The organism is Vibrio sp. 10N.261.54.A5 (genome assembly GCF_041471145.1).
GTDB lineage: Bacteria > Pseudomonadota > Gammaproteobacteria > Enterobacterales > Vibrionaceae > Vibrio > Vibrio crassostreae_C.
In genome coordinates this window covers 1-26,970 of sequence record NZ_JBFRNU010000027.1, presented here as the reverse complement: position 1 = coordinate 26,970, position 26,970 = coordinate 1, and the positions used below count along the sequence as shown (strand labels likewise).

The 26,970-nt window shown below is 44.9% G+C and carries 21 protein-coding genes; 12 read left to right on the top strand and 9 right to left on the bottom strand.

Annotation, left to right across the window (positions count from 1 at the left end; all coding sequences use genetic code 11):
• Nucleotides 1-71 precede the first annotated feature (71 nt).
• The 8 genes from AB4329_RS09195 to AB4329_RS09160 all read left to right on the top strand — a co-directional run bounded on the left by AB4329_RS09195 (nucleotide 72) and on the right by AB4329_RS09160 (nucleotide 10,562).
• Complete coding sequence (locus AB4329_RS09195) at nucleotides 72-1,280, top strand: NupC/NupG family nucleoside CNT transporter (RefSeq protein ID WP_017060598.1); 1,209 nt, start codon at nucleotides 72-74, stop codon at nucleotides 1,278-1,280.
• Between the two features lie 340 nt (nucleotides 1,281-1,620).
• Entirely contained in the window at nucleotides 1,621-1,890 is a 270-nt protein-coding gene (locus AB4329_RS09190) for a hypothetical protein (protein WP_102320599.1), read from the top strand.
• Between the two features lie 114 nt (nucleotides 1,891-2,004).
• Complete coding sequence (locus tag AB4329_RS09185) at nucleotides 2,005-3,438, top strand: TolC family protein (protein ID WP_372138107.1); 1,434 nt, start codon at nucleotides 2,005-2,007, stop codon at nucleotides 3,436-3,438.
• Nucleotides 3,435-4,664: an efflux RND transporter periplasmic adaptor subunit gene (locus tag AB4329_RS09180; RefSeq protein WP_137002021.1), complete on the top strand. Its 1,230-nt coding sequence runs from the start codon at nucleotides 3,435-3,437 to the stop codon at nucleotides 4,662-4,664. The genes AB4329_RS09185 and AB4329_RS09180 overlap by 4 nt, the downstream gene beginning before the upstream one ends.
• A 2-nt stretch (nucleotides 4,665-4,666) precedes the next feature.
• Nucleotides 4,667-7,855: an efflux RND transporter permease subunit gene (locus AB4329_RS09175; RefSeq protein ID WP_372138106.1), complete on the top strand. Its 3,189-nt coding sequence runs from the start codon at nucleotides 4,667-4,669 to the stop codon at nucleotides 7,853-7,855.
• Between the two features lie 135 nt (nucleotides 7,856-7,990).
• Entirely contained in the window at nucleotides 7,991-8,701 is a 711-nt protein-coding gene (locus tag AB4329_RS09170) for a response regulator transcription factor (protein ID WP_017070987.1), read from the top strand.
• Nucleotides 8,698-9,951, top strand: coding sequence for a HAMP domain-containing sensor histidine kinase (locus tag AB4329_RS09165; RefSeq protein WP_017070986.1), 1,254 nt, complete (start codon nucleotides 8,698-8,700; stop codon nucleotides 9,949-9,951). Before AB4329_RS09170 ends, AB4329_RS09165 begins: the two co-directional genes overlap by 4 nt.
• On the top strand, nucleotides 9,951-10,562 hold the full coding sequence (locus AB4329_RS09160; RefSeq protein ID WP_102394162.1) for a class I SAM-dependent methyltransferase: 612 nt from the start codon (nucleotides 9,951-9,953) through the stop codon (nucleotides 10,560-10,562). The genes AB4329_RS09165 and AB4329_RS09160 overlap by 1 nt, the downstream gene beginning before the upstream one ends.
• Before the next feature lie 119 nt (nucleotides 10,563-10,681).
• Here AB4329_RS09160 and AB4329_RS09155 read toward each other — a convergent pair whose 3' ends face one another.
• The gene (locus AB4329_RS09155) at nucleotides 10,682-11,824 is read right to left on the bottom strand and encodes a DUF3541 domain-containing protein (RefSeq protein ID WP_137002019.1); all 1,143 of its coding nucleotides are present in this window, start codon (nucleotides 11,822-11,824) and stop codon (nucleotides 10,682-10,684) included.
• A 283-nt stretch (nucleotides 11,825-12,107) separates the two neighbouring features.
• Between AB4329_RS09155 and AB4329_RS09150 the strand changes: the two genes are divergently transcribed.
• Nucleotides 12,108-13,463 carry a diguanylate cyclase gene (locus AB4329_RS09150; protein WP_102394160.1) on the top strand — a complete coding sequence of 452 codons (1,356 nt, stop codon included), beginning with the start codon at nucleotides 12,108-12,110 and terminating at the stop codon, nucleotides 13,461-13,463.
• 163 nt (nucleotides 13,464-13,626) lie between these two features.
• Complete coding sequence (locus tag AB4329_RS09145) at nucleotides 13,627-15,276, top strand: DEAD/DEAH box helicase (RefSeq protein WP_017060608.1); 1,650 nt, start codon at nucleotides 13,627-13,629, stop codon at nucleotides 15,274-15,276.
• Nucleotides 15,277-15,843: 567 nt separating this feature from the next.
• On the opposite strand, the gene AB4329_RS09140 is transcribed toward AB4329_RS09145, so the two are convergent.
• Nucleotides 15,844-17,373, bottom strand: a complete 1,530-nt coding sequence (locus tag AB4329_RS09140; protein ID WP_372138104.1) for a DUF3612 domain-containing protein — start codon at nucleotides 17,371-17,373, stop codon at nucleotides 15,844-15,846.
• Between the two features lie 168 nt (nucleotides 17,374-17,541).
• On the opposite strand from AB4329_RS09140, the gene AB4329_RS09135 reads away from it, so the two are divergent.
• The gene (locus AB4329_RS09135) at nucleotides 17,542-18,138 is read left to right on the top strand and encodes a hypothetical protein (protein ID WP_372138103.1); all 597 of its coding nucleotides are present in this window, start codon (nucleotides 17,542-17,544) and stop codon (nucleotides 18,136-18,138) included.
• 127 nt (nucleotides 18,139-18,265) lie between these two features.
• On the opposite strand, the gene AB4329_RS09130 is transcribed toward AB4329_RS09135, so the two are convergent.
• The 6 genes from AB4329_RS09130 to AB4329_RS09105 all read right to left on the bottom strand — a co-directional run bounded on the left by AB4329_RS09130 (nucleotide 18,266) and on the right by AB4329_RS09105 (nucleotide 25,084).
• Nucleotides 18,266-19,282 carry a GGDEF domain-containing protein gene (locus AB4329_RS09130; RefSeq protein WP_372138101.1) on the bottom strand — a complete coding sequence of 339 codons (1,017 nt, stop codon included), beginning with the start codon at nucleotides 19,280-19,282 and terminating at the stop codon, nucleotides 18,266-18,268.
• Between the two features lie 457 nt (nucleotides 19,283-19,739).
• A complete protein-coding gene (locus AB4329_RS09125; RefSeq protein ID WP_004740083.1) occupies nucleotides 19,740-19,952 on the bottom strand; it encodes a cold-shock protein in 213 nt (70 codons plus the stop codon).
• Between the two features lie 358 nt (nucleotides 19,953-20,310).
• The gene (locus AB4329_RS09120) at nucleotides 20,311-21,588 is read right to left on the bottom strand and encodes a cytosine deaminase (protein ID WP_102332003.1); all 1,278 of its coding nucleotides are present in this window, start codon (nucleotides 21,586-21,588) and stop codon (nucleotides 20,311-20,313) included.
• A 9-nt stretch (nucleotides 21,589-21,597) separates the two neighbouring features.
• Nucleotides 21,598-22,836 (bottom strand): cytosine permease, encoded by a 1,239-nt coding sequence (gene codB / locus AB4329_RS09115; RefSeq protein ID WP_032546874.1) that lies wholly within the window; start codon nucleotides 22,834-22,836, stop codon nucleotides 21,598-21,600.
• A 680-nt stretch (nucleotides 22,837-23,516) separates the two neighbouring features.
• The gene (locus tag AB4329_RS09110) at nucleotides 23,517-24,740 is read right to left on the bottom strand and encodes an HlyD family secretion protein (protein WP_017066494.1); all 1,224 of its coding nucleotides are present in this window, start codon (nucleotides 24,738-24,740) and stop codon (nucleotides 23,517-23,519) included.
• Nucleotides 24,734-25,084, bottom strand: a complete 351-nt coding sequence (locus tag AB4329_RS09105; RefSeq protein WP_017066493.1) for an MFS transporter — start codon at nucleotides 25,082-25,084, stop codon at nucleotides 24,734-24,736. Before AB4329_RS09105 ends, AB4329_RS09110 begins: the two co-directional genes overlap by 7 nt.
• A 133-nt stretch (nucleotides 25,085-25,217) precedes the next feature.
• On the opposite strand from AB4329_RS09105, the gene AB4329_RS09100 reads away from it, so the two are divergent.
• A complete protein-coding gene (locus AB4329_RS09100; protein ID WP_372132913.1) occupies nucleotides 25,218-26,225 on the top strand; it encodes an AraC family transcriptional regulator ligand-binding domain-containing protein in 1,008 nt (335 codons plus the stop codon).
• Between the two features lie 10 nt (nucleotides 26,226-26,235).
• Here the strand turns inward: AB4329_RS09100 and AB4329_RS09095 are convergent.
• Nucleotides 26,236-26,970 (bottom strand): urea transporter (locus tag AB4329_RS09095; protein WP_372138099.1); only part of this gene is annotated, 735 nt, incomplete at its 5' end.

Sequence of the window (26,970 nt, the reverse complement as noted above, 5' to 3'; positions counted from 1 at the left end):
TTCTTTGTCCTGTTCCTTTGATGTCATTTGCTTGGCTCATGTTCACTCTTTAAGGATTACTAGGACACATTATGAATATTCTATTTGGTTTTGTCGGTGTTCTTGCACTGATTGCTTGCGCGTACCTGTTATCTGAAAGTCGTTCTTCAATTAACTGGAAAACGGTCTCTCGTGCACTATTACTTCAAATCGGTTTTGCAGCCTTAGTCTTGTATTTCCCATGGGGACAATTGGCGCTAACAAGCCTAAGTAATGGTGTTTCTAGCCTGCTTGGTTTTGCAGACGTTGGTATCGCATTCCTTTTCGGTGACCTTGCTACTGAAGGCTTCATTTTCGCGGTTCGCGTGCTTCCAATCATTATCTTCTTCAGTGCTTTGATTTCTGCGCTTTATTACTTAGGCGTTATGCAAAAAGTGATTCAAATCTTGGGCGGAGCGGTGCAAAAACTGCTGGGTACAAGTAAAGCTGAATCTCTGGTTGCTACAGGTAATATCTTCCTTTCTCAGGGTGAGTCTCCTCTTCTTATTCGTCCCTTTTTAAAGTCTATGACTCGTTCGGAACTGTTTGCTGTAATGGCAGGTGGTATGGCGTCGGTAGCGGGTAGTGTACTTGGTGGTTATGCTGGCCTTGGTGTTGAGCTTAAATACCTTATCGCTGCAAGCTTTATGGCGGCTCCGGGCAGTCTGTTAATGGCGAAGATCATTGTTCCTGAGCGCAGCACACCAAGTGATTACGACCATATCGAACTAGATAAAGCTGACCAAAGCAACGTGATTGATGCATTGGCAAGCGGCGCGATGAACGGTATGAAGGTTGCGGTAGCGGTTGGTACTATGTTGGTTGCATTCGTGAGTGTGATTGCGATGGTCAACACTGGCCTAGAAAGCCTAGGTGAAACGTTCGGTTTTGCGGGTATTACGCTACAAGCTATCTTTGGTTACCTGTTCTCGCCTCTTGCATGGCTGATCGGTATCCCAAGTGACGAAGTATTGATGGCGGGTTCTTACATCGGTCAGAAGATCGTTATGAACGAGTTTGTTGCTTTCATCGACTTCGTTGAGAACAAAGCTCTGTTATCTGAACACAGCCAAGTGATCGTGACTTTTGCTCTATGTGGCTTTGCTAACATTGGTTCTATCGCGATTCAGTTAGGTTCAATCGGTGTTATGGCACCAGAGCGCCGTGCTGAAGTTGCAAACTTAGGTTTGAAAGCTGTAGCTGCTGGTACGCTAGCAAACCTAATGAGTGCATGCTTAGCGGGTATTTTCATCCTGCTTTAAGCTAGATTCAGTTAAAGCGCCTAAATTGAGTAAAAGCGGACACCTTGCTTACGGAGTTAACGTGAGAAGGGTGTCCGCTTTTTTGTGCCTGTTAATCAGGCGAAATCAGGTTTTGGCCGTCGACTGTAATTTGTCTATCGTGAGTAAAAGTTCACTCGGAAGAGTAATAGAGCCAGCTCCTTTTATCCGATATACTTGAATATCATCAGGTTGCGATTAATAACATTCGGCTTCGATTAAGCACATTCGATTTCGATTGAGAATATTCGGTTCCGACTAAGCATATCCGCTTTCGACTAGGAACAATGGCAACCAAGCTAAATTAATCAAGGGTCTCTCCATGAACATTCGCGTTCTCATCGGTCTTATTGTTACCTTCATTGGCTTGTTTGCGATGGTTTACCTAATTGCTGGCGGCGCTCAGTTTCCTATCTACCAGTGGCCAAAAGAGGCTTATCTCGGTTTGGTGTTCAGCGTCGTGTGGGGGGCTGGTGCCGCAGCGTCTGTAGCGTATTTCTTCTCGGCATTGGTATTTGTCACTGTCGCCGTGGTTTGCTATGCGATCGGTTATAAAATCGGTGGGCTCTTTTCAAGCAAGTCAGAAGCGTAAAGCTGAAGTTTAAACGTACGCTTTTTGTATTTTCTTTTGGGGTTAACGTTCGCCTTAACCCTCTCTTAACCCCCAGCTCGTTATCTTGTCTCCATTCTTACAGGAGACAAGAAGATGAAATTGAATCTTCCTTTAAAACATTCCCTTATTTCACTTGCTCTAATCGGATTGATGGGTTGCACGACAACCAGTCAGGCCGACTATGTTTCACTCGCTGAGCAAAGCACTAATCAGACACAACAAAGCTTACTCGCAGAGCTGATTCAACAGGCTTCTAGTGATCAAGCGTCGACTCAACAAGATCGAGACGCTGAAAACCTACAACTGACCGATTTAGTGAATGCACCGGAGCTCGATCTCTATATCGAGCGCGCTCTGCAGAACAGCCCAAGCCTCCAACAAAGCATTACAGCACTCAAAATAGCTTATGCGCAGCAAGGTGTAACTTCAGGTGATCGCTTACCAACCGTCGATGCGAGCTTTTCTGGTCAAGCTGACGAAGGCACTAACGGCTCAAGCACTACTGAAACCTACACCACTGATGTCACGGTTGGTTGGGAGCTCGATCTATGGCAGAAGCTTGCAGACACAAACAACGCTGCTTTGAAAGACATTGCGACGTCTCAGGCTAACCTTCAGGGCGCTCAAGATCTTTTGGTCGCGAGTGTGATGAGAGGTTGGCTTGATATCAGTTTGAAGCAACAGCTTGTTGATATTGAAACGCAGCGTTTGGTGATTCTAGAAAACAATGAAGAACTTGTTTTAGAACGTTATCGAGCAGGGCTAGGTAGCCTTGAAGATCTAGATAATGCAAAAACCAGCAGCGCATCGACTCAAGCAACCTTAGCTGATTACCGTGAGCAGCTTGCACAAAGTCGACGTGAGTTGGTTTTGTTAACAGGGCAATGGAGTGGTGAATCTGATGAGCTATCCCTTGCTGAGCTCGGTTCATTCCCAACCATCATTAATCCGCTAGAAAACATGCCGACACAAGATCTAGCAGGTCGTCCCGATCTTCAAGCCGCTTTCTTTAATATCGAAGCAGAAACATTGCGTGCTGACGCGGCGTACAAAGCGATGCTGCCATCTATCAGCTTATCTGCCAGCCTAACCGATATGGCGGATTCTCCGAGCGAAGCTCTGCTTACCGGGCCTTTGTGGAGTGCGCTTGGCCAAGTGTCAGCACCACTGTTTCAAGGTGGCAAGCTAAAAGCACAGGCAGAAATTGCTGACCTAACCACAGAAACCAGCTACTGGGCTTACCAAGAAACACTGCTCAATGCGGTGAATGAAGTGGAAAACGCAATGGGGCAAGAGTCCTCATTAACGCTTCAACAGCAACACCTAATGAACGCCTTGGTAAGCGCACAACGCAGCTTCACTAGCTATGAAGAGAAATACCGTCAGGGTTTGGTCGACATTTTTGATCTACTTACTGTTCAGCAGCAAACCTATGACCTTGAAGCGCAGTTAACACAAACCATTTATAACCGTCTCGTAAACCGAATTGATTTAGGCCTAGCTCTGGGCTTGGGAGTATCTTCATGAAACTGAACACCATCACAATTGCAATCACCTTAGTGGCTGGTTCAAGCATTTTTGCTGCCCTTGCTTACAACGATTCACAAGTGGCTCCTGCTCCTCAAAAGACGAATGAACTAACGGTTTCAGAACCTCAAGCTACGCCTATTCAAACCAAGTCTATTGATACGACGACCTTACCTGCTTCACAACAACAGCAAGTGTCTGTGGTACTTGCCACTCTCGGTGACTACCAAGCAGAAGTGGTGGGTTACGGGGAAGCGAAGTCGCGTTACGAATTGATGTTTTCGACGGAAGTTGGTGGCCGAGTAGAAACGATCAGCTCGCAGTTTGAAACTGGGCAAGTGATTGGCCAAGGTGAAGTGATCGCTAATATCGATTCGACCAGTTACCAACAAGCGGTAACCCAAGCTAAGGCAAATGTGGCTCAAGCTCAACTGGATTTGTTGGAAGAGCAGAGACAAGGCGAACAAGCTAAGTCTGAATGGCAACGCTCTGGTTTGTCTGGCGAGCCGGATTCACCTTTAGTATTACGCGAACCACAACTGGCACAAGTAACAGCAGCCTTGGAGAACGCCAAGCTTGAATTGGTGAAGGCTGAGCAAGACCTCGAAAAAACAACCTTGGTTGCCCCTTTTGATTCGTTGGTCGTGAGCCGTGATGTTCAACCGGGAAGCTACGCACAAACGGGCGCTCAGATAGCCACGTTATACAGCGTTGATGAGGTTGAAGTTTCTGTCCCCCTTTCTGAAAGCCAATGGTTGAGCCTACCCAACAGCGATAACACCCAACTGAAAGAGCAGCCGTGGCCAGTGACTCTATCGAGTTCTGACGGTCAATTCCAATGGCAAGGTTATGTCGAGCGTGTTGAGCAGCACTTACAACAAGATACGCGTCAGCGCTCATTGATCGTGAAAGTCGATAACCCTTTGGAGCAAGAGAAAGATCTTTATCCAGGCACGTTCGTGCAAGCGACGATCTCGGGTAAGCAACTAACTCAATTGTGGGAGCTTCCGGCTTCTTCACTTTCGCAACAAGGTGACCTGTGGTTTGTGGATGACAACGGTCTGCTTTCTAAATCAAACGCGAATGTTGAATTTGAAAAGGGTGGTTTTATTTACATCGATCCTACCAAATTGAACTTGGAAATTGGTGACGGTGTTCAAGTGGTTAAGCGTCCGTTAAGTAGCTTTAAAGCGGGCATGGTCGTTCTGGCTAAGGCGGAGGGGTAGTCATGTCTCATGAGTTGAAACCGAATAACCAAGCGGACAGTAACCAGAAGCCAACTAAACCACACACTGGCGCAATCGCATGGTTCGCGAATAACTCTGTAGCAGCGAATTTGTTGTTAGTGGGCGTGATCATCATAGGCCTGTTATCACTGAACTCATTGCGTAAAGAAGCATTTCCAAGCCTTGAACCCGATGTGGTGACAGTGTCTGTGACCTATGACAGTGGTGACCCTATTCAGGCGGAAGAAGGCCTAGCGATTAAGATTGAAGATGCGTTAGAAACCGTACCGGGCATTAAGCGTATTACGTCAACTTCTGATGCGAATGGTAGCCATGTTTCGATTGAAAAAACGAGCACCTATGATCTTGATACCCTGTTAACTGACGTTAAAACTAAGGTTGATGCGATCAATAACCTGCCTTCTGGCGCTGATAATCCTGTGATTGATAAAGCTCGCATGCAAGATCATGCCTTATGGGTGCAGATCTATGGTGACGCAGACCGAGCAACGCTTCAAAGCTTAGCCGAGCAATTGAAATCAGATCTATTGAGCCAGTCATCAATTCGTGATTTGGAAATCAAGGCTAAGGCTGACCCTATGATCTCAGTTGAGGTTGATGAGAACAAGCTACAGGCATACGGCTTAACTCTGACTGACGTTTCTGAAGCGATCAATGCGGAATCTTCTGCGGCTATCTCGACGAGCCTTCGTAATGGCGAAAAAACGGTTCGTTTGAAGGTTTCTGAACAGGCGTATGAGATCCAAGATTTCAACGCGATTCCGGTGATGACGACGACTGATGGTACGCAAATTACCTTGGGTGACATTGCCAACGTTGAAGACATGTTTGCTGATGATACCTTCATGCTTTCTCGTTATAACCAACAGAATGCGATGGCAATTCAGATCGTGATGGATGAATACGGAGACGTCGTCAGCATTGTTGAACAAGCAGAGAAAGTGGTAGAGCGCTGGGAAAACAGCAACATGCTGCCTAGCGATGTCGAAATCGAAACTTGGTATGATAAAAGTACCATGATCAAAGACCGCTTAAGCCTATTGATGAAGAACGCGCTCACCGGTATTGCTTTGGTGTTCATCGTGTTAGCGGTATTCCTAAACGTGCGTGTCGCTTTCTGGGTCGCCGCTGGCTTACCGTTTGTTTTTTTTGGCACCATGTTCTTCATGACAGATACCTTCATGGGGTTAACCATCAATGAAATGACCACCTTTGGTTTCATTATGGCGCTCGGGATAGTAGTCGATGATGCGGTGGTGGTCGGGGAGAGTATCTATTCCACACGCAAAGAAGAAGGCGATTCGATAGGCAGTACCATTCGAGGTACCATGAAGGTGGCATCACCAACTATATTTGGTGTGTTAACGACAGTTGTTGCCTTCTTAGCGTTAGCGAATGTTGACGGTAAAATGGGGCAAATTTACGCTCAATTCGGCACGGTCGTGACTATCTGTTTGTTGCTGTCTTTGGTTGAGTCTAAGTTCATTCTTCCGTCGCACCTCGCTCATATTAACACTAAGCGCAGTGAGAAGAAGGGAGTGTGGGCTCGCGTTCAACATGCTGCCGATACTGGACTAGGTTGGTTTAATAAGCGTATCTACTGCCCCACAATTGAATGGGCGCTGAAACTGCGTTATGCGGTAGTGATGGTTTTCTTGTCATTGCTTATTTTAGTTGCTGGGTTACCAATGACGGGGGCGGTTCGTGTAGCGTTCTTCCCTGATATGCCGGGTGATACGGTAACTGCGGATATGTCGATGCAAAACGACGCGAGCTTTGGCCAAACACAACAAAACTTATTAGTGCTTGAAGCGGCGGCAACACAAACGGATGAAACACTGAGAGCCAAATACGGTGCTCAAGATGAAGCGTCTAAGCTGTTGAGTCTTCAAGTTATCGCGGATGCCGATGATTCTGGCCAAGTGAAAATTGAATTGGACAGCGACAGTGTCTACACATCGAACGAGTTTGCTGATGCTTGGCAAGAGACTGTGGGCCAGATGGAAGGGGTTAAGAAGCTCAAGATCTTGTCTAAAATGGAGATGGTCGACAACTTCAAAGTAGAGCTGAAAGCATGGAATGAAGAATCAGTGACTGCGGCGGGTAATGAATTCTTAACCAAGCTGCAAGCGATTGAAGGTGTGAGTGGTATTGACCATAACTTGGATCTTGGTGAGCCTCAGTATCGTTTTGAATTAACACAGCAAGGCCGTGCGTTAGGTTTCGATACGGCAAGCCTTTCACAACAAGTATTACAGGCGTTTGGTGGTGATATCGTTCAGCAGTTCCAGCGTGGTAAGGATGAGGTAAAAGTTCGAGTTCGTTACCCTGAATCGGATCGCCAAACCATTGCGGATATCAAGCAAGCGAGCGTGAGAACCAACGACGGTACCGTGGTGCCTTTGAGCACGGTTGCTGAAGTATATTCTGATTACCAAGTATCAGAGATCACACGCATTGATAGCCAACGAGCGGTGTACATCAGTGCAGTATTAGATAAAGACGTGGTTGCACCTGCTGAGCTTGTTCATCAGTTGCAAGACACATTAGTACCCGATTTAGAAGCGCAATACCCGGGATTAACGGTCGACTTTGCTGGCGAAACGGAAGAACAAGAAGAGACGGCTAGTTCAATGATGAGTATGTTCATACTTGCCATGATAGCGATTTATACGCTGCTTGCTATCCCGCTGAAGTCTTACATTCAACCAGTGATCATCATGACAGCGATTCCATTTGGTATTGTTGGGGCAATCTTAGGGCACTGGTGGAATGACTTAACAATCAGTATCCTATCGTTAAACGGTATCCTTGCGTTGAGCGGTGTGGTGGTGAATGACAGCTTGTTGTTGGTTTCTCGTTTCAACGAGCTAATCAAAGAGCAGGGCAAGTCGGTTCACGATGCGATTGTTGAAGCGTGTTCTGGTCGACTAAGAGCGGTATTACTTACATCGGTCACGACGTTTGCAGGTTTGACGCCACTATTAAGTGAAACGTCTTTACAGGCTCAGTTCCTGATCCCTGCGGCAGCGGCGCTAGGCTACGGTATTTTGTTTGCGACGTTTATTACACTGATTCTAACGCCAGCATTGTTAATGATTCAGTGTGAGATTAAGTCTCTGATTCTTAAAGTCACAAATCGAGTCAAAGGCGTTGAACAAACGGCCTAACAATAGCTAAGCTAATGATATCTAGGCTGATAAATGCCGAGCGAGGCTCAGCAACTTCGGTCTAGGTTCATTACCGAACAAGATATTAAAGATCACTACAAAGCTACACTACAACTAACAATAGAGGTCGTCACGATGGCAGAATCCGTCACCAATAAACTCACAGATAAGCTTCAATTGCTTTTGGTTGAAGACGACCTTGATTTAGCCACTGCTGTTATTGATTACCTCGATTTAGAAGATATCCAGTGCGATCATGCAGCGAATGGTTTAGCTGGACTCAACCTCATCGAAACAAACCGATATGACGCGGTAATTCTCGATCTCAACTTACCTAAAATGAACGGCTTGCAGGTGTGTGAGAATCTCAGAACGCAGGGTATTGATACACCCGTTTTGATGCTGACTGCACGTGATACGCTTGATGATAAGCTGACAGGCTTTTCAAAAGGGGCCGATGATTACCTGGTGAAACCTTTTGCAATGGAAGAGTTGATTGTTCGAGTGCAAGTGTTGGCGAAGCGACGCAGTGGTCAGGTTCGCCGCTTGTCGGTAAGCGATTTGGAAATTGACCTAAAACAGCATCAAGCCTATCGCGATAATTCCCCTTTAAAGCTTTCGCCTACCGCACTCAAAATACTGGAAATCTTGATGCGTTCTAGCCCTAATCCTGTTTCTCGTGAGACCATTATGCAGGGCGTGTGGGGCGACGATCAACCAGACAGTAATAGCTTAAAAGTGCATATCTTCAATCTGCGTAAACAAGTCGATGCTGAACAAGACAATAAGCTGCTGCATACCATTGCGGGTAAAGGTTTTGCGATTAAGGAGTTACGACAAGCATGAAGATCAGACCAAGCTTAAGGATCTACGTTTTATTGGCTATTTTAGTCACAGGCGTGACCACGATTCTGGTTCTTTCTGCCTTGAGCGTAAACTACTTTGTCTCGGGGATGGATATCGCTATGCGTGGCTCTATGATTGCCCAAGCGCAACAAGATGCGGTAAAGCCGGGTAAGCCTATGACCAATCAAGAATTTACGGTGGCGACCCAATGGAGCGACTTGCCACAAAGTATTCAGAACAACCTTAACCAGAACGAACTGCAATTCAACCGCATGACCAAAATAATCATTGGCAAATCTATATTCTCACCTCCCGAGAAAGGCTATTTCGCCATGAAGGTGATGAAAGGTAATGAGGTTCGTTATGTTTCTGCGGTGTTTGCTCAAAAACATGACCCTTTCATTAATGATGAAGGGCTTCCGCACTTTATCACGATTCTTTTGACCGCACTGGGTGCGATCGTACTGTTTTTCGTTATCTTGGTTTTGGTGTTACGTAAGGTGGCATCGCCTGTTGAGCAGCTAAAGAACTGGGCCAAATCGCTAGATAAAGATAACCTCAGTGAACCGACACCTGATTTTCACTTCAGTGAACTGAACACCTTGGCTAACATCATTCGTGATAGTTTGAGTTCGGTTCAAAACAGCTTAGAACGAGAGCAGAAATTTTTGGGTTACGCGAGCCACGAATTACGTACTCCTATTGCGGTCACAAGAACAAATAGTGAATTGCTAGAGAAGTTGATTCAAAAGGGAAAGAGCCCAGAAAAGCAGCTTGAAGTCATTGATCGAATCAAGCGCGCGGGTTTCACCATGACAGATCTGACAGAAACCTTGTTGTGGCTTACCCGACAACAAGACAAAGATCTGCCTCTAGAAAACATACATCTCGGTGAACTGCTGCAACAAATAAACCACGATTTAAGCTATCTATTGAATGGCAAAGCCGTGGCTGTGAATCTTGAACGCGACGACACACAATGTCAGTTGCCAGTCGGACTCACTCGCATAGTGCTGACCAATTTGATTCGCAATGCTTTCCAACACACAGGAAGCGGTACCGTGGGCATCGTTCAGGTAGGCTCGAAAGTCACCATTGTTAATCACAACACTGACGGCACGATAGAAGACAATCATTTGGGCTTTGGTCTAGGGTTAGAGCTCACCGAAAAGCTGCTCGCGCAATATCAATGGCAATACCATAACCAAGAGCTGGCTGGTGGTCGTGAAGTGTGGGTGGATTTCTCGTAATGCACTGGCTCGATCGTTGGAAGGTGTATCGCTATCATCGAAAGCAGACAAACCGCTCGAATGGCGACAAGGCTAAAGCTTTAGGTTGGACTAGCGAAGAGAGCCAGTTGTGTCGCTTTGAAGTGATCGCTCGTGCAGCGGACTTCGAAAAGAAGAGTGTTTTAGATTTGGGTTGCGGCTATGGCGAGCTGTTTGAGCTGCTCGACAGCATCTATCGCATTCAATCTTATACCGGCGTTGACCAACACGCAGGCTTTCTTAAGAAGGCAAAGCAAAACTATACAGAAGATCGTTGTCGGTTTTTGTCGGGTGATATGAGCAAAATGAAACTTGAGGCGCACGACATTGTCATCGCGAGTGGTTCACTGAACTATGTCTCTCGTGATTCTGATTATCTGACAAACATGATTACTCGCATGTATGAATTGGCGAATCAGACGGTGATTTTTAATCTTCTCAATTCAAGCCAACATCCTTCACGTAATACCTTGATGAGTTATCACCCTCAGGGCGTGTATCGCTTCTGTAAAACGTTTTGTGAGGATGTTTCTTTAATAGAAGGTTACGCAGAAGGGGATTTCACGATAGTGATGAACAAAGTCTGCCTCTAAACTCAAACTCAAACCTAAGCCAGAGCGAAGCGATGGTGTGGAAAGAATAAAAAAAGCCGCAGGCCTCGAAAGGTGTGCGGCTTTTTAGGTTCTTAGATTAACCTCGGCTAGGTATGTTGCTAGTTCTTCTGCGGTTGGTTTTTAATGAGTCCGTAAGGGATGTTAGTAAACACCTTAGGGCTGCCTTCATAAGTCGGCGCTTCATTCACTTGCTGCCAATCGAGTAGCATGATTGCTAATACGTTGCGGTGTTCACCGTACTCAAGGTCAAAATCGCCAGTAATTGAAGGGATCATGCCTTGTTTCTCATCGATTGAAGCTTGAATCGCGAGTCGAGTTTTCTCTAGAACTGGGTCATCTTCTAAACCTGCCAATAAGAAGGTTAATCCAACCTCAGCAATCACATCTTCTTTCGCACGCAGCAGAATCGTATCGATGTTTTCTCTAAAGTAATCGTAGATCCATTGATGGTCTTGTTCGCTTACTTGATGTTGGTAATATTCTGAGTCGCCGAAGATGACGTGTGTCATACCATAGATCTTATTGCCGAATTGCTGGCTTGAGAGTTTTTTGTCTTTATCGTCTGGATACGCTTTTTTGAAGGTATCGACAAACTCATCAACGACATCCTGCTCACCCAGTTGGCGCAACCAGTAAACCTGATTCGCTAATTGAGCGGCCCACGCTTTCACCATGTCTTCATTGGTCACGTATCGTGAGAAGTCATAGCGACGAATGATTTCGCGTAGCTTGGCATCGTTCTTGTGTTCTAAACCGTATTCGTTAGCACGAGCCATAGAGCCTAGAAGGTCAACACCAAGGTAAAGGTATTCAGGCATGTGCTTGGTGATGTTGTAGCGTCGAATACTGCGCTCATCGTTATCACCAATATAAGATGCAACTCGCTTCTCTGAGTAGAGTACGATTTGTTCCATGGTTTGAACGTCATTCGACAGGGTGCTGAGCTTGCTTGCCACTCGAGCCATGTCGCTCCACACCGCCGCTGAATACTTATCGTCTAATGTTTGACGATACATGCGCAGCCCGTAGTGACCTTCTTTGAATGCAGGCAGGGTGTAAAGCTGGCTTTCGTAGGTGGTGCGAATTAGGTCTGCAGATTGCTTGAAAGATTGTTCTTGAGAATTGAGCGAATCTGCTTGGGATTGAACGTTCACTGCGGTTGGCGCTTGAACGTTTTCTTGTGCGTGAACGGCAACCGAGGCTGATAGCAATGTACACAGTGTGATAGTTTTTAACTTCATGTCGTGAGGTACCAAGCTGATTATTAGTCTATGTAAAATAACATTGATGAATCCTTCAATGTAAGCGTTGAGTCAATACAATGTAAGCTTTATAAGGTTCACTAACCCTTTTTGATTAAACCATTCGTTTAGTAAAGAAGTTTGAAGTGATGGATCACCCAATATTTGATAGATAGTCGACATTAGTATGGATTTTTAATGACTTAGCGGCATACTGGGGCAATAAGCCAGAAATGAGCCGTTATAAGGCAGTATATAGAACAATAGTGTTAGAGGTTCGTAAATGCCAAGTGGTTCTAGCAAGCAGTGGTCTGCCAGAGTAGTATCTTTTCTTTTTTTCCTTGCGATAGTAAGCGCAATTGAGTTCTTTCATGCCAAGCAATTAACTTTTCTTAAAAACGAATCGTATTCAGAGGCAAAAAAGCAACTATCCATTATTCGTTCTCGGATTGAAGCCGCGATCGTGTCAGATATGTATATCCTCAATAATTTCTCGACCTTAGTGACCATCAACCCCGATGGTGAGGTGAAAAATTGGGATAAGATTGCTGAGAATATCATTCAAGATGGCTTCCATATTCGACTTATCGGACTCGCCAAAGACGACATTCTAAACTTTGTTTACCCGATGGAAGGTAATGAGCAGATTCTCGGTATTAATTATCGTGATCACCCAAATCAATGGGAGTCTGTTGAGATAGCCCGTAATCTTGGCAACACCTTTATTGCCGGTCCTTTTGAGCTGTTTCAAGGTGGACAAGCCCTCATTGCACGCACTCCGATCTTCCGAGACCCGCCTTTCAATCAAGATTACTGGGGTGTCTCCAGTGCTGTTATCGGTTTAGATGAGCTGTTTGAAGATGTTGGAATCGGCAAGATAGAGAACAAGTATGAATTAGCAATTCGTGGTGCAAACAGTTCAGGGAAAGATGGCGCTGTCTTTTATGGCACTCAGGATGTGTTCGATAATGCGTTCGCCACTGAACAGGTGAGTTTCCCATACGGGGGTTGGTACCTTGCTCTCTCCGGTAACGAACATGTATTGATGGATGAGCCTTGGTATCGAATCCAAGCGGTAAGGCTGGTAGGCTACTCCATTATATTAGTGTTGGCGTTTGCCTTCTTTACTATTTATCGTCTGTACCGGATTGCAGATAGCCGCTCTATGCATGATGAGCTAACGATGTTACCGAATCGTCGATACTTCATGTATAGCCTCAAACAGGCCTTCAAAACCACTCAAAAACAGAGAGCGAGAACCTTTGCCGTTGTAAATATCGACCTCGATGGGTTTAAAGCAATCAACGACACTTATGGTCACGCGGCAGGCGATCAGGTATTGATTGAGTGTGCTAACCGCATCAGAAGTGAGCTGCGTGTTTCAGATATCGTCGCAAGGATAGGCGGTGATGAGTTCTTGGTCTTGTTGCCACGCATTATCGATGATCAACACGTATCGTCGATCGTGACTAAACTACGAAAGGCGATATGCTCGGCACCAGTTGTGTACGACGCGCACTCTATTTATCTCAGAATCAGTGTGGGTTGGGTTATTCACAATAACAACTACAATGATGTCGATGCGCTCTTAAAAGCCGCTGATGAAAAAATGTACGAACAGAAGCGACAAGTTATCTAGGTTGAATTTTAGCTGCGATTAGAATTTAGTTGCTGAATGGGGGGAAAAGCCTCAGAATACCGCGCTTTGCTCCGTATCAATGTATTTGATGAGCAAAAGCTGAAGCAACGCACTTTTTAACGTGTTGCTCATACTAAATGTTATTCAACTGAGAAAATAATCTATGAGTTTTACCTCCCTTGGCCTTTCTGAACCGATCCTTAAAGCTATTGAAGCACAAGGTTACGATAAGCCATCACCAATACAAGAGAAAGCCGTGCCAGCTGTCCTAACGGGCAAAGATGTTATGGCCGCTGCTCAAACAGGTACAGGTAAAACTGCAGGCTTCACGCTACCTATTCTTGAAATGTTATCGAAAGGTACTCGCGTACGTCAGAACCAAGTTCGTGCGCTCGTGCTAACGCCAACTCGTGAGCTTGCTGCGCAAGTGAATGGCAGCGTAGTGAAGTACGGTATTAACTTACCGCTGACTTCGACGGTAGTGTTTGGTGGTGTGAAGATTAACCCTCAGATGCAAAAACTGCGTAAAGGTAGTGACGTGTTGGTGGCAACACCTGGTCGTCTACTTGACCTATACAACCAAAATGCAGTGCGTTTTGACCAACTAGAAATCCTAGTGCTAGATGAAGCGGACCGCATGCTAGACATGGGTTTCATCCGCGATATTCGTAAGATCTTAGCTTTCTTGCCTAAGAAGCGTCAGAACCTACTGTTCTCAGCGACGTTCTCTGATGATATCCGCAGCTTAGCGAAAGGCTTGGTGAACAATCCTGTTGAGATTTCAGTAAGCCCTGCAAACTCAACGGCAAAAACGGTTGAGCAAAGCATCTACCCAGTAGACAAAAAGAAAAAGAGCGCAATGCTAGCGAAGCTAATCAAAGATAACGATTGGCAACAAGTGTTGGTGTTCAGCAAGACGAAACACGGTGCGAACAAGCTTGCTCGCTTCCTTGAAGAGCAAGACATCACTGCTGCACCTATCCATGGTAACAAGAGCCAAGGTGCACGTACTAAAGCCTTAGAGAACTTCAAAACAGGTAAGGTACGAGTACTTGTTGCAACTGATATCGCCGCTCGTGGTATCGATATCCCGCAACTGCCTCAAGTAGTTAACTTCGATCTTCCTCATGTATCAGAAGACTATGTACACCGTATCGGTCGTACTGGCCGTGCAGGTGAAGTAGGTAAAGCGATTTCATTGGTTTGTGCTGATGAAGTGGGTGAGCTGTTCGGTATTGAACGCCTGATTCAACAAGTGCTAGAGCGTCGTGAACTGGAAGGTTTCTCTCCAGTAAATAAGTTACCTGAGTCTCGCTTGGATTCACGTCCAATCAAGCCTAAGAAGCCGAAGAAAGCAAAACAGCCACGTGAGCATGCCGATGGTCAACGCTCTGGTGATAACGCTCGCGGGCACAAGCCAGCAGGTAAGAACAAGCGTCATGTAGCTGGTAATGGTTCGGCTCCAAAGCGTAAGCCGACATCTGGTAAGAAACCTGCTGAAAACAACTCAGCTGCGACAACTGAAGATAAATCAGTAAGAAACAACGGCAGCAACTTTAAACGCGGTAGTGCGGGCAATAAACCTGCTGCAAATAACGCAGGTGCTCAGAACACTCTGAGCAAACCAAGCGGTGCGGGTAAATCTAACGGTACTGGTAAGCCAAACAACGCGGGTAAACCTGCAGGCAAACCTAAGAAGTCTGGTTACGGCGGTAGCTACGGCCCAAGCAAGTCGTCAAATAAGCCGACAAGCAACAAACCTTCGACAAACAAACCGTCTCGAAGCCGTTCTAAGCCAGCTCCTCAGAAGTAATCTTTTCTGAGATATTGAAAGAGCAACGAACATGAGTCGCTTTATAAAAAGGCGTCTCATGGGTTAAGTTCTTTCTGTCATAGAAATCGAATAAGCGCGAATATTGAATCTCAATGTTCGCGTTTTTTTATGGGCGTTGTTTAGGGTGTTGTTTATGTTGAGTAACCGTATAGCTTGAGTAAGCTAGGGGAGGTTTATTGCTGTTTAAAGTGATTGAATCTAAGGGAAATATGGCATTTTGGGGAAGGGTAATGAATCTTTAATGATTTATTAATAACAACATAATCACTAGCGTTTTCGTTGAATTTCGCAATTTGCAATTCCAGTTTGCAAAACAAACAAGGATATACGGCTAATACGTGTCCAGATGCGTAGTAAATACGTGTTTTAAAAGTTGGCACGCATGCTGCATTAGTAATGGTGACCCTTCTTAAGCCGAGGGTCACCTAGCCAACTGACGTTGTTAGTGAACCTTTTTTGTTCACACAAAATATATGACCAATCACCCTTATTGTGATTGGTTTTTTTTTGCCTGAATTTTAGGTTCTATTTTTTGTTATTACTTTTTTACCCACCACACTTCGAGTAACAGCTTGGCTGGCGTGGGCATTCTCCACCTCTGGAGCATATAAGCCTCGCCTCTGTCTCAATCCCACGTTCAATCCAATTTATATTTAGAATCTTGGCTATTGTCGTGAGATCTTTCTTGATGTTACGCGGAATTACCACAGAGCCACCATTGTTAACGCATGACGCTTTAAGCTGCTCTGCTATGTCTCTTGAATTACCGCCTTGAGCATCAATCGCAGGGTTGAGATCTATACCAGCACACAACACACGATTGTTACCCGCAGGATCCGTCATATTGATGGATTCACAGCAGTAGATTCTTGGCTCATCACCCACGTTCAAAATGGAGATTTGAGCCGAGCTTCCCGCTCGAGGTTCTGATAATCGACGGAACACAGCCCAATGTTGACATGGGTCAGCGACCGTTCTCATATTTCCCCAAGGTAGCGGAATCCCGTTCCCGCGATATACCGCCTTGAGTTTCCCCGGCCCATAAGCATCAAAGTAGTGCCAGTGAGGGTAGGGCGATACTACAGTCATTCGACGCATCGCAACAGAGGGGGAAACCCCTGCTCTTTTGTGAACGTCGATTTCGTAACCAGTGCGGTCAAGTAGCTGCCTAAACGGGACTTTCGGGCACAGAAGTGCGCCAGCAAAGAAGCTGGATTCAAAGTCTCGCCATGCTTGAAGAATATCTTGGGAGTTGAGCTGTGAAGAGCTTGATACCTGGTTGTCGTCCCACGTGTTGTTGTTACCGACCGACAACACACTCTTTAGGCCTTCTTTGCTGTGCAGAATGCAATGACCGATATAAACCGAAAGGTCGTATTTCAGACGAGTTGGATACTCTTTAAGAATCTCGTTTAAGAAGATAGTACCGGGAGGCTCAAAGAAGGAGGTCACTAACTGCTTAGCGTTAATTCCGAGCTCATCGACGACGTCTTGCGGCGTGCGCGTCACCCAGCGGATGTTGATTCCTAGGCTTCTAGCGATGTCTATCAGGTCTTCTACGCTGAGGTTAAGACGTTTTAAGCCTACTTCTTCCGCAGCGCGCTCAAGGTCAGGGAAGTGGTTCTGGTTGCTCTCTTGGTGTGCTCGAATCAAGAGGTGCGCAAACTGGCGGCCTGAAATGCCCGTTTGTGACAGCATCTCAGGAATCGCAATTTGCAGGATGTCGTTTGAGAATAGGAAGCTCGGCTCGAGCGCCATGCCACTTATCCCACCACGATTCCCCTTATCAGGAGCAATGGCTTGTTGTTCAGATTCGTCGTCGAGGAACCACGTCGGATTCTTCTGAAAGACCTGTGCAATCACTTCCAGCATATCGATGCTCGGAACCCGCTTTCCACGTTCAATCATTGAAAGGTAAGAAACGGAAGGGGCGTATTCTGGGTTGATTCTAATACAACGCGCAGACAGGTCTTCCATCGTTAAATGGTTACGCTTCCTAAGATTTCGGATTTTCGTACCTAGGAAATGTGACTGACGAACTAAACTTTTTGACAAGGCCATATTTGTAAAATTCACATTGTAAAATTTTTGTTGTGAAATTGTATGTAAAAAGCGCTAATCTACAAACTAAGCAATTCACAAAATGACAAATAAATTAAACGTTAGTTTGGAATAATTGCTCTAGGACACATTTTTGCTGTAGAAATCGGTGGTTATCACCGGACTGGTCAAGAGGGAAAGACTATGAATATGCTTACATTCGATAAAACAGAAATCCAAAAACAATCAAAGCCATTTATCGCTGAAGCTGTCTTTGCTGTGGAGACAATCAATGCTAATCAGCAAACTGAAAAGCAAGTGAAAGCAAAGCAGCTGCTTGATCGACTATTCCCACTAGAGAATGGTTCACATCAAGACGTAACCAGCTACGTAGTCGATTACCGCCATATTATGGCTTACTTTAAAGACGGTCAGCACAGCGGTCTGAAGCACCCTAAGCAGTTTGTAGCGTACATGGGTGAGAAGAACGACCCAGACTCTATCTTGTTTCGAGATGGCAGTGGCAGCCACCTAGAGGTGATGTTTGGTTGCCACAAAGGGACAGGTTGTATTGAGCTAATAGAAATTGATGATATTCAGTTGGAATCATGCACCACGTTTGGCCAATCACCAATGGAAGCAACAACCACAATGCGTGAAGAGACCATTGCAGCGATGCGCCACTGGATCAGTTTGATTCAAGGTGACGCAAAGGGTAAACCAAAGGCATGCAGTGAAGATAAAGAGTTCAGAGCAAAGAGTGGTGAAGACTACTGCTTGAATTATTGCTTCCAGATCTAACGGTGAATCCTAGTTAGCTAAAGTAATTTATACAACTAAAGAAAAAGCCCCGAAGATAATGTCTTTGGGGCTTTCTAGTCTCAATACGAGCCGACTAATATGTCGATAAGAGCATTGTTGGTGTGTTTTACAAAGGCATGACTCGGTTACGGCCAAGTGATTTCGCTTCATAAAGTAGCTTATCAGCACGTTCAATCAGCGATTGAGCTGATTTGCCGGGTTCAAGTTCAGCGACACCAAACGATGCAGTGATACTGCCGACTTGTTGACCACTGCGGCGATCTTTAATCGACAGCTTTTCTAGAGAGCGACGATTGGTATCAGCGAGTTGACGAGCAATACGCAAAGACTTGTTAGGCACAATCAGCGCGAACTCTTCACCACCAAATCGATAGGCAGAAATACCTTCACGGCAACTTAACTTCAGCTTGCGAGCGATCGCTTTAAGCACCATATCGCCAAACAAGTGGCCATAGGTGTCGTTGAAATTTTTAAAGTGGTCGATATCGAGAAGAATCAGACACAAAGATTGTTGTGCTTCACACAGGGTTTCTATGTCACGGTCGAAAGAGCGACGGTTATAGAGTGTGGTTGTACTATCGAAAAGCGCATCTTTCTGAACTTCTACTAACTGGGTTTTTAGCTTGGTGATCTCTGAGGTTGCAGAGTTTAGCTGAGAGTTTAAAAACTGAGTAGAGTGACGAATATGACGGGATTCAGACACCAGCTGTCGAACTAAGGACATGACTTCATCAATAGATAGGCTTTCATTATCAACACGAGCCAAGTCCTCGAAGCTTTTATCGATCATGTCAGAAAAAGCGGAGGTGTCGGTCAGGGTGTCATTCATTGAATTGGAAACTTCAGAAACTAACAGTTCCAAATTAGCGCGAAGGTCATTGATATTGGTTTCGGATTTGCTGGCAACATAATTGTTGTATAGCTGCTCACCAACGGCAGGAGGACAAATACCGTAGTGTTCTAAAACACCATCCATGTCTTGAGTCAGCTGGGGAATAGCGTTATCGACATAGGTGTACCAAAGTGCGTAATTTGCAGGTGTCGTTGACACCCTGTTCTTCATCATAAGAGGCACCGCTTTTTTTAGATTTGCGGTGGATTTCTGAAATTCGTCTTTGTTCATTATTTTTACTGCAGATACCAAAACAACTAAGCCACTTGCGAACAAGGTTAGCGGATTTCGAAGGTCTTTGCTTTAAAAATTATATGATTAGTGGATGAGGGTTGGATAAATAACTCATTTTTATTATGAATATCGATTGCGTATTCATAGGCGTAATCTAATGGATTGTTCTTTAACCATATTTGGGCTTATCAAACTTTCGGCGTAGCGTGAGTTAGTATCAAAAGATTACTGAGAATTAAGTGTTGTCTAGGGAAGTGCATACAAAAAGTGACGTAAATTGATCGTTGAGCTTTAATTGAGAAAGTCTAGGTTGAGGACGCTTGGCTGGTGATTTGCATTTGTTCAGAGTTTACGGGGGAAAGCCTGTATCGAGAGGGGAAATGTTTATAAGCAGGCATAAAAAAGCGCCGATAAAAATCAGCGCTTTAAAATTCTTTTTAGCTATAAGAGCTAATTATTGAGCAACAACGTTTGCTGCTTGTAGGCCTTTTTGACCATTTTCAACTTCGAAAGAAACCTTTTGGCCTTCTTTCAGAGTTTTGAAGCCTTCAGAAACGATTGCACGGAAGTGTACGAATACGTCAGCGCCGCCGTTGTCTTGAGAAATGAAACCGAAACCTTTCTCTTCGTTAAACCATTTTACAGTGCCAGTATTTGTGTTAGACATAATTTGTCCCTTATTCATAAATTTTCTAAGTTGTTGATTGCATTTAATGCAATGCGCTGATAATTGAATTATTTAATATTGCTAAGAAATAAGGAAAAACTACTTACAAAAACGGGTAACGATTTTACATGTCAATTTTTTACTATTCATCTAACTTAAATAACTCCGGCTAACAGAGCGAGAGCATGTTAACACAGTCTTTTGAGATGTACACGCATTGCTTAAGAAATTTGTGCTTTTTTTGTCATACCGTGCGAATGTACAAGATTTACACTGATTTAGTGATAGTTTTGTCGCTTCGTCCAACACAACAAAAGGAAGCATCTCAGCTTCCTTTTGATCATTAGTATAGACGATATTAACGCTTAAAGTTGATATCTTCAGTTTGATCTAAATTTATTTTTGTTTTCGCTGGTTGAGTCTCTGCAATCACCTTACCGTGGCGTATTGAGTACTGCACTGGTACTTGGCGGCGTACTGCATCAAAGCCATTGTCAGCAGGAAGAATCAGCAAGCTACCTGGCTTACCTTCTTCGATACCGAAGTTGTCTTGAATGTTCAATGTGCGAGCAGAGTTCTTGCTGATCAAATCAAGTGAGTTGTTGATTTGGTCGTAGCCCATAACCTGTGTTACATGCAGTCCCATGTGCAGAACTTGAAGCATGTTCGCTGTGCCCAGTGGGTACCATGGGTCAAACACATCATCGTGGCCAAAACAAACGTTGATGTCTGCTGCTAGCATCTCTTTAACGCGCGTTACACCGCGGCGTTTCGGGTAATCGTCGAAACGGCCCTGTAAGTGAATGTTCACTAGCGGGTTTGCCACGAAGTTGATACCTGACATCTTCAATAGACGGAACAGGCGAGATGTGTAAGCACTGTTGTACGAACCCATTGCAGTGGTGTGGCTAGCAGTTACTTTCTCGCCCATTTCAAACTTATGAGCAAGGGCTGCTAATGTTTCCACAAAGCGAGACTGTTCGTCGTCGATTTCATCACAGTGAACGTCGATCAGACAGTCGTACTTGCGTGCAAGCTCGAACACATAATGCAAAGATTCAACCCCGTATTCACGAGTGAATTCGAAGTGAGGGATAGCACCGATAACGTCAGCGCCGATCTTCACTGCTTCTTCAAGCAACTCTTTGCCGTTAGGGTATGAAAGAATACCTTCTTGAGGGAATGCAACGATCTGGATGTCGACCCACTCTTTCATCTCTTCACGAACTTCAACCATCGCTCTTAACGCAACGAGTGTTGGGTCAGACACATCAACGTGTGTACGAACGTGTTGAACACCGTTAGCTATCTGCCATTTCAGTGTTTGCTTGGCACGAGACTTTACGTCTTCGATTGATAGCAGTTCTTTGCGCTCAGCCCAACGCTCAATACCTTCAAACAAAGTGCCAGAGATGTTCCAGTTAGGCTCACCAGCAGTCTGAGTAGTATCTAGGTGGATGTGCGGTTCACAGAAAGGAGTAACTGCAATGCCACCTTCAGCATCAAGGATGTCGCCTTGATGATTGATTTGCGCGCCATTATCGAGAATGCGAGAAAATTGACCATTTTCAATCAGAATCTGTTTCAAGCCTTCTTGGTCTTGAAGTTTCGCGTTCTTGATTAATAAGGTTGTCATAGTGTGTCCTTAAGCGGCCTGAGATTTCAGAGCTTTTTTGTTCAATAGAGGATTAAGCACGAGGTAACTGATTGCACCACCTAACACTGCGTTCAAAGGAACAACGCCAGGTAGGAAGTGACCAGCGGCTACGCCTGTTGCTACCGCGATAATGCCAGCCCAGTTAACGGTTTGGAACTCTGCATTTGCAAAATCTTTGTAACGTTTACGGTTCGCGAAGAAGTCGGCGATGATTACGCCACCAATTGGTGGAATCGCCAGCGAAAGGAAGGTTAACCAACCAACGAAGTTGTTGTATAACCAAAGTGCGAAAATCGTACCGATAATGCCGTTAATGATAGACATTGTAGTACTTGAGCGACCAGTGATGTTAGATAAACCCAAACCGGATGCATAAAGTGCATTTTCATTGGTTGTCCAGATATTCAAGCCAAGCACGATGATGGCTGGAAGCAGCAGACCTTGCGCGATCATCACATCTGAAATATCAGCCTGACCGGTTGCTGCTGCTCCTGCTGCGCCGAAGATAAACATCAGCGAGTTACCGATGAAGAACGCAACCATAGTAATTAATACTGCGCTTGCTGGCTTTTTACCAAAGCGAACGAAATCGGCCGTTAACGTACCCGCACTTACGAACGAACCTACAACCATTGCAAGAGCCATTGAAAAGTCCATTGGCGTCTCTGGTTTAATAAGTTGCAATTGCTCTAGTCCACCAACACTGTCTACCGCAGTCAGTACTGAGTAACCACCCAGAATCGCAATCGCAGGCACTGCAATCGCTGAAAGCACCATTAGCGCTTTAATGCCGAAGTACACTGTACCCGTCATCAACAAGCCAGATACGATAATCAAGGTGTTGGTATCAATGCCCGTTGCTTTTTGTACTGGAATAGCAAACATCGCAACACCCACACCAAACCAACCGACTTGTGTACCACCAAGTAAAGCAGAAGGAAGCCATGAGCCTTTAGTACCGAAAGAGAAACGAGCAAGAAGGTGGGTAGAGAGGCCAGTAGATGAGCCGATGTAGCCAAGAAAAGAAGTGTAAATACCGAGGATTAGGTTACCGATGAGAACGGCGAGGAAGAAATCGTTGAATGAAAGACCTGTCCCGAGTGAACCACCTGTCCACATACTTGCAGAGAAGAAAGTGAGTCCAAGCATTACCATGGTGAGTGAAGCGACTCCTTTCCTAGCCGATGTAGGAACCGGCCCTAGACTGTAGTTATTATCAGCAGCCATTTTTTACCTCCGCAAATGATCAAAATTAAAATTAACGGTCGCCGTATTGCAGGCAAACTTGCGCATTATGGTGATATAAATCACATAGTCAATGCTAATTTTGTCAATAATTGCCCATAAAAACCAGTTATTGCAGTAATTATCTTGTAAAACATAGGGTTATTTTCTGTCTTTATTTAAAAAAAACAAATAGAAAACGTTTTCTATAATGCGTTGGTTATCTGCTGTTCTTGGTTGGCTATGAATGCTTATTATTATACGTCTGAATGGGTGTCTGTATCGAAAAAGAGGGCGGTTGGCCAAACTGCAGGCAAAAAAATAGCCAATCGCAATAATCGCAATTGGCCTATATATTTTGTGAACAAGAATAGGTTCACTAACAACGTCAGTTGGCTAGGTGACCCTCGGCTTAAGAAGGGTCAATATATACATTGCAGTTAGTGTGCCAACTTTTAAAACCACGTAAAACGGCAGTTTTATAGCAATCCGGTGCGTATTTGAGCGTTTAATTTGCGTTTTTGAAATACCCAATTGCAAAATGCAATTGCGATTTGCAACTTTAGAGTGTTTATTCGTTTTTCGGGTTTGTGTTCTTTCTGGCGACGAATGGTGAAATAAACAAAAAGCCCGTGCGATCTAAGAGCGCACGGGCTTGGGTATTGTTTCACCAATAGGAAGTATTAGATGGAGTAGAAGAAGTACAGTTGAGACTTCATTCTAATGATGATCCCGCGTATTACGTCTAGGAACGCCATAAAGCTGATAGGCTTCTCACCGCTTACCCAAGCTAATCCGACAGAGCCAACAGGAATATCGTAACCCTCTGCCTCATCAATTTTTAAACGAACAAAGTGGTGCTTGTTCTGAAGGTTTTTGCCTGTGGTAACACGAACCTGCTCATCGATACCCAGCAAACTTGCTTGCGCTTCACCAGTGGCTTCTACAATGCCTTCTACGGTTGCAGAGAACACTTTTCCTGGGTATACCGCTGTCGCAAATTCCGCAGGTTGACCGACCTTAATATTACGAATCGCTTGGTGGTTAACTCGCATCAGCACGTACTTCTCTTCGGTATACATCTGGATACGAGGCATCATTGAAACACGCTGACCTTCACGAAGAATAAAGTTCGTTACAAAGCCGTCAGTCGGTGCCGTGACTTTGGTGCTGTTCAAGTCCCATTGTGCTTGTGCCAGTGTTGCCTTTGCTGAATCGACCTCAGTTTGCTTCTTGCTCACATTGGTTTCAGCTTTGTGGATGTTCAACTTCGCATTCTCGGCATCGACTTCTTTCTTGCTAAGCTGAGATTCCAATGTCGTAACGTTATACGTCGCTAAGTCTACCTTTGCTGTTTGTTGGTCGATGTCAGTTTCAGTGATCGTATGTTCTACCACTTTGTTTTGCTTCTGGTAACGATCAAGCGTCTTTGACTGCAGTACTAAGTCTGTTTTAGCCGAATCTATTTGTGCGACTGAAGCTTTGATGTCTTCAAGCGCCGATTGATAGCTGACTTTTGCAATGCTCACTTCTTGACGAGCTGTGTCTAAAGCGACCTCTGCAGATTCAAGTTGAACGCTGGCTTTGTCTCTTGCGATGACATATTTAGTGTCATCAATTTCGTAAATTAGCTGTCCTTCAGTCACATCCTGGTTTGGGTCGATGTGGACTTTGGAAGTTTTTCCCGACACATTAGTTGAATCGGGACGCAGCTGAATATGTGGAGACTGAACCACTGAGCCTCCCGATAGATCCATCGGAGTAAAATTGAGTAGGCCAACCCATACAAACAGCAACCAAGATGTACCCCCTAGGTACGCAAACGCCTTGGTGCCTTTGTTCCAAGGCATACCAACAAGTCTGAGTAAGTAAATGAACAGTGCCCAAATTGCCAAGCCTTCTAACATGTTTGGCTCTCCTCATCTTGCTTGTCGGAAGTTGTTTGCTCCTTGGTTGTGGTCGGTGACTTCCATGTGTCTCTTAGATTGATGATGGCTTTTTCCATATCAACGAAGGCCAAAATTACTGCTAGTACCCATACCCAGTGCCATACAAAACCAATCCATGTTAATGCGGTGATCAAACCGAGTTGTTGATGCTCTTTACTGTGAGCCTTGTTGATTGGTAATTCATGCACACGCCAGAAGCCGTAACATGCAGCAGCGATGGTTGCGACTAACACTACGCCTGCAACTACGTGTAGTGCGGTATCTGCGCCGGTTCCGACAAATGGGACACTAACTAAACTCATTGATATACCCTAGGTTAAATTGAGCACCGAGTGTTATTGATATCAGATTTAGAAGTTGATAATTTACCAATTACTTTAATAATGATGTCATTATGATTTGATCTGTAATAGTGACTTCTAAGTATGGTGGCTAATGAACAATTGTAACTTCTTAAGAGCATTGGGTATTTTGGGTATTTACCAATACGCAACGACTAATAAGGCTGTGAATACTGAGCAATTAGGTATTCCTAAATCGGTGTTTAATAACCCGATGAACCTTATCCCCGTAAGTGAAGTGGACAAATGGTATGGCTTACTTGAACAACAAACCGGTGATTCCGATATTATCTTGAAGCTGGCTGATAGAGTGGATATTGAAAGGCTAGGTCCTCTCTCTAACTGGTTTTTCTCGGGGCACGATCTGGCGTCGTCTATACGCCGAGTTAACATCGGGTTGCACTGTTTGCAGTCCGGGGCTTTTCTATATGGCGCTCAAGTCGGTAATTTCATCAAATGGTGCTACGACAATCCTGCTTATAGTGAGGTGGGTAAAGTTCATGACTCAATTCGAGTTGCCATCTTTATGATGAAGATATTAAGGCGTTACTTGGGAGACGACTTTACTCCCGCAGCCGTCTCTATCGCAGGTTATCGCGAGAACACTCAACTCTATCAAGAGTATTTTGGGTGCAATATTCAGTGGGGCCAGCCACGAACTGAAATCTGGATACCAAGCCAGTCGAGGTTATCGAGCAATCAAGCCCCTTCTAGCGGCAAGATGAGCTTGGCAATGAACTTTCATGACTTAGATAATTACCTCAACATGCCTGATGCCGCGGATGAGCATAAGGTGACCTATGAGATGATCAATTACAGTCGCCATTTCGGCCTGCCAACACTGCATAAAGTGTCGAGTTTGCTTGGGTTATCTGAACAGCAATTTCAACGTCGATTGCATAACTTAGGCATCAACTTTTCTACCATTATGGGCTATGCGTTAAGTAATGTGGCGGTGGAGTTGTTGATGTATTCAGTGCCAATAGATAAAGTCGCGACGAGGCTCGGCTATACCAATGTCGCGAGCTTTAATCGGATGTTTAAGAAACATCGAGGTTTGACACCCAAGCAATATGTTGAGCGCCTAAAAACTGGCCTGTAACTATTCAGAGCTAACTTATGGTTCGTTTATGGATCAGGCTGGACAAGTAAACCATCCCCCAAGTACTCAAAATGAAAGGGGCGGTGAGTGGTAACAGTGACAGTTCATGAAAACCAAGTGTGATGAGACAGCTTAACAGCATGCCTAATAGGATTAACGGCCAACGGATTCGCGGATAGGGCACAAGTGCTAAAGTGGCAAGAATGGCGTTGTACCCGTAAAGACCTTGGGCTACCAGTTCGTTAGAAGCGCCAATCAACCCGCTAAATACGGTGCTAATTATTACTGCGAGCATAACCCAAATGGCATGCTTGATATTGTTGAGTGCGATGGCGACTAAGATAACGAGCCCCGACAACGCATTTTCGATGAAGCTGACTTGGCTTATCCCTTTTAACAACGGGATCACCACTGTCGGCAGGTTGAACCACGAGTTAGCCTCAATACTGATGAGTGGCATCAGTGCGGAATCAGGTGCAGAAAACGCTGACAGCTCAAAGGTTGATTGGATAATATAAATCAGCCAAGTGGTGAGGATAAAGGCGCTAGTGTAACCGCGATATTTCTCAAAACTGAATACGATGTGGGCAATCGGCACCGTGAGTAATGCACCTAACGCAGTCACTAAAGCCAATAATGGTGTCACACCAAAAAAGTTACCGATAAATAAACCAATCAAAGCGCCATTTAGCGCGTACATTCCACTATCAATGTCGTCAACTGACTTGTTGGTGTTGGTGTTGGT

Bases quoted from the DNA above. Each gene is read 5' to 3' on its own strand.
- AB4329_RS09160 (WP_102394162.1), top strand. From the start codon at position 9,951: ATGCACTGGCTCGATCGTTGGAAGGTGTATCGCTATCATCGAAAGCAG.
- AB4329_RS09190 (WP_102320599.1), top strand. From the start codon at position 1,621: ATGAACATTCGCGTTCTCATCGGTCTTATTGTTACCTTCATTGGCTTG.
- AB4329_RS09150 (WP_102394160.1), top strand. From the start codon at position 12,108: ATGCCAAGTGGTTCTAGCAAGCAGTGGTCTGCCAGAGTAGTATCTTTT.
- AB4329_RS09100 (WP_372132913.1), top strand. From the start codon at position 25,218: ATGAACAATTGTAACTTCTTAAGAGCATTGGGTATTTTGGGTATTTAC.
- AB4329_RS09105 (WP_017066493.1), bottom strand. From the start codon at position 25,084: ATGAGTTTAGTTAGTGTCCCATTTGTCGGAACCGGCGCAGATACCGCA.
- AB4329_RS09135 (WP_372138103.1), top strand. From the start codon at position 17,542: ATGAATATGCTTACATTCGATAAAACAGAAATCCAAAAACAATCAAAG.
- AB4329_RS09125 (WP_004740083.1), bottom strand. From the start codon at position 19,952: ATGTCTAACACAAATACTGGCACTGTAAAATGGTTTAACGAAGAGAAA.
- AB4329_RS09175 (WP_372138106.1), top strand. From the start codon at position 4,667: ATGTCTCATGAGTTGAAACCGAATAACCAAGCGGACAGTAACCAGAAG.
- AB4329_RS09185 (WP_372138107.1), top strand. From the start codon at position 2,005: ATGAAATTGAATCTTCCTTTAAAACATTCCCTTATTTCACTTGCTCTA.
- codB (WP_032546874.1), bottom strand. From the start codon at position 22,836: ATGGCTGCTGATAATAACTACAGTCTAGGGCCGGTTCCTACATCGGCT.
- AB4329_RS09165 (WP_017070986.1), top strand. From the start codon at position 8,698: ATGAAGATCAGACCAAGCTTAAGGATCTACGTTTTATTGGCTATTTTA.
- AB4329_RS09120 (WP_102332003.1), bottom strand. From the start codon at position 21,588: ATGACAACCTTATTAATCAAGAACGCGAAACTTCAAGACCAAGAAGGC.
- AB4329_RS09145 (WP_017060608.1), top strand. From the start codon at position 13,627: ATGAGTTTTACCTCCCTTGGCCTTTCTGAACCGATCCTTAAAGCTATT.
- AB4329_RS09180 (WP_137002021.1), top strand. From the start codon at position 3,435: ATGAAACTGAACACCATCACAATTGCAATCACCTTAGTGGCTGGTTCA.
- AB4329_RS09130 (WP_372138101.1), bottom strand. From the start codon at position 19,282: ATGAACAAAGACGAATTTCAGAAATCCACCGCAAATCTAAAAAAAGCG.
- AB4329_RS09195 (WP_017060598.1), top strand. From the start codon at position 72: ATGAATATTCTATTTGGTTTTGTCGGTGTTCTTGCACTGATTGCTTGC.
- AB4329_RS09110 (WP_017066494.1), bottom strand. From the start codon at position 24,740: ATGTTAGAAGGCTTGGCAATTTGGGCACTGTTCATTTACTTACTCAGA.
- AB4329_RS09170 (WP_017070987.1), top strand. From the start codon at position 7,991: ATGGCAGAATCCGTCACCAATAAACTCACAGATAAGCTTCAATTGCTT.
- AB4329_RS09155 (WP_137002019.1), bottom strand. From the start codon at position 11,824: ATGAAGTTAAAAACTATCACACTGTGTACATTGCTATCAGCCTCGGTT.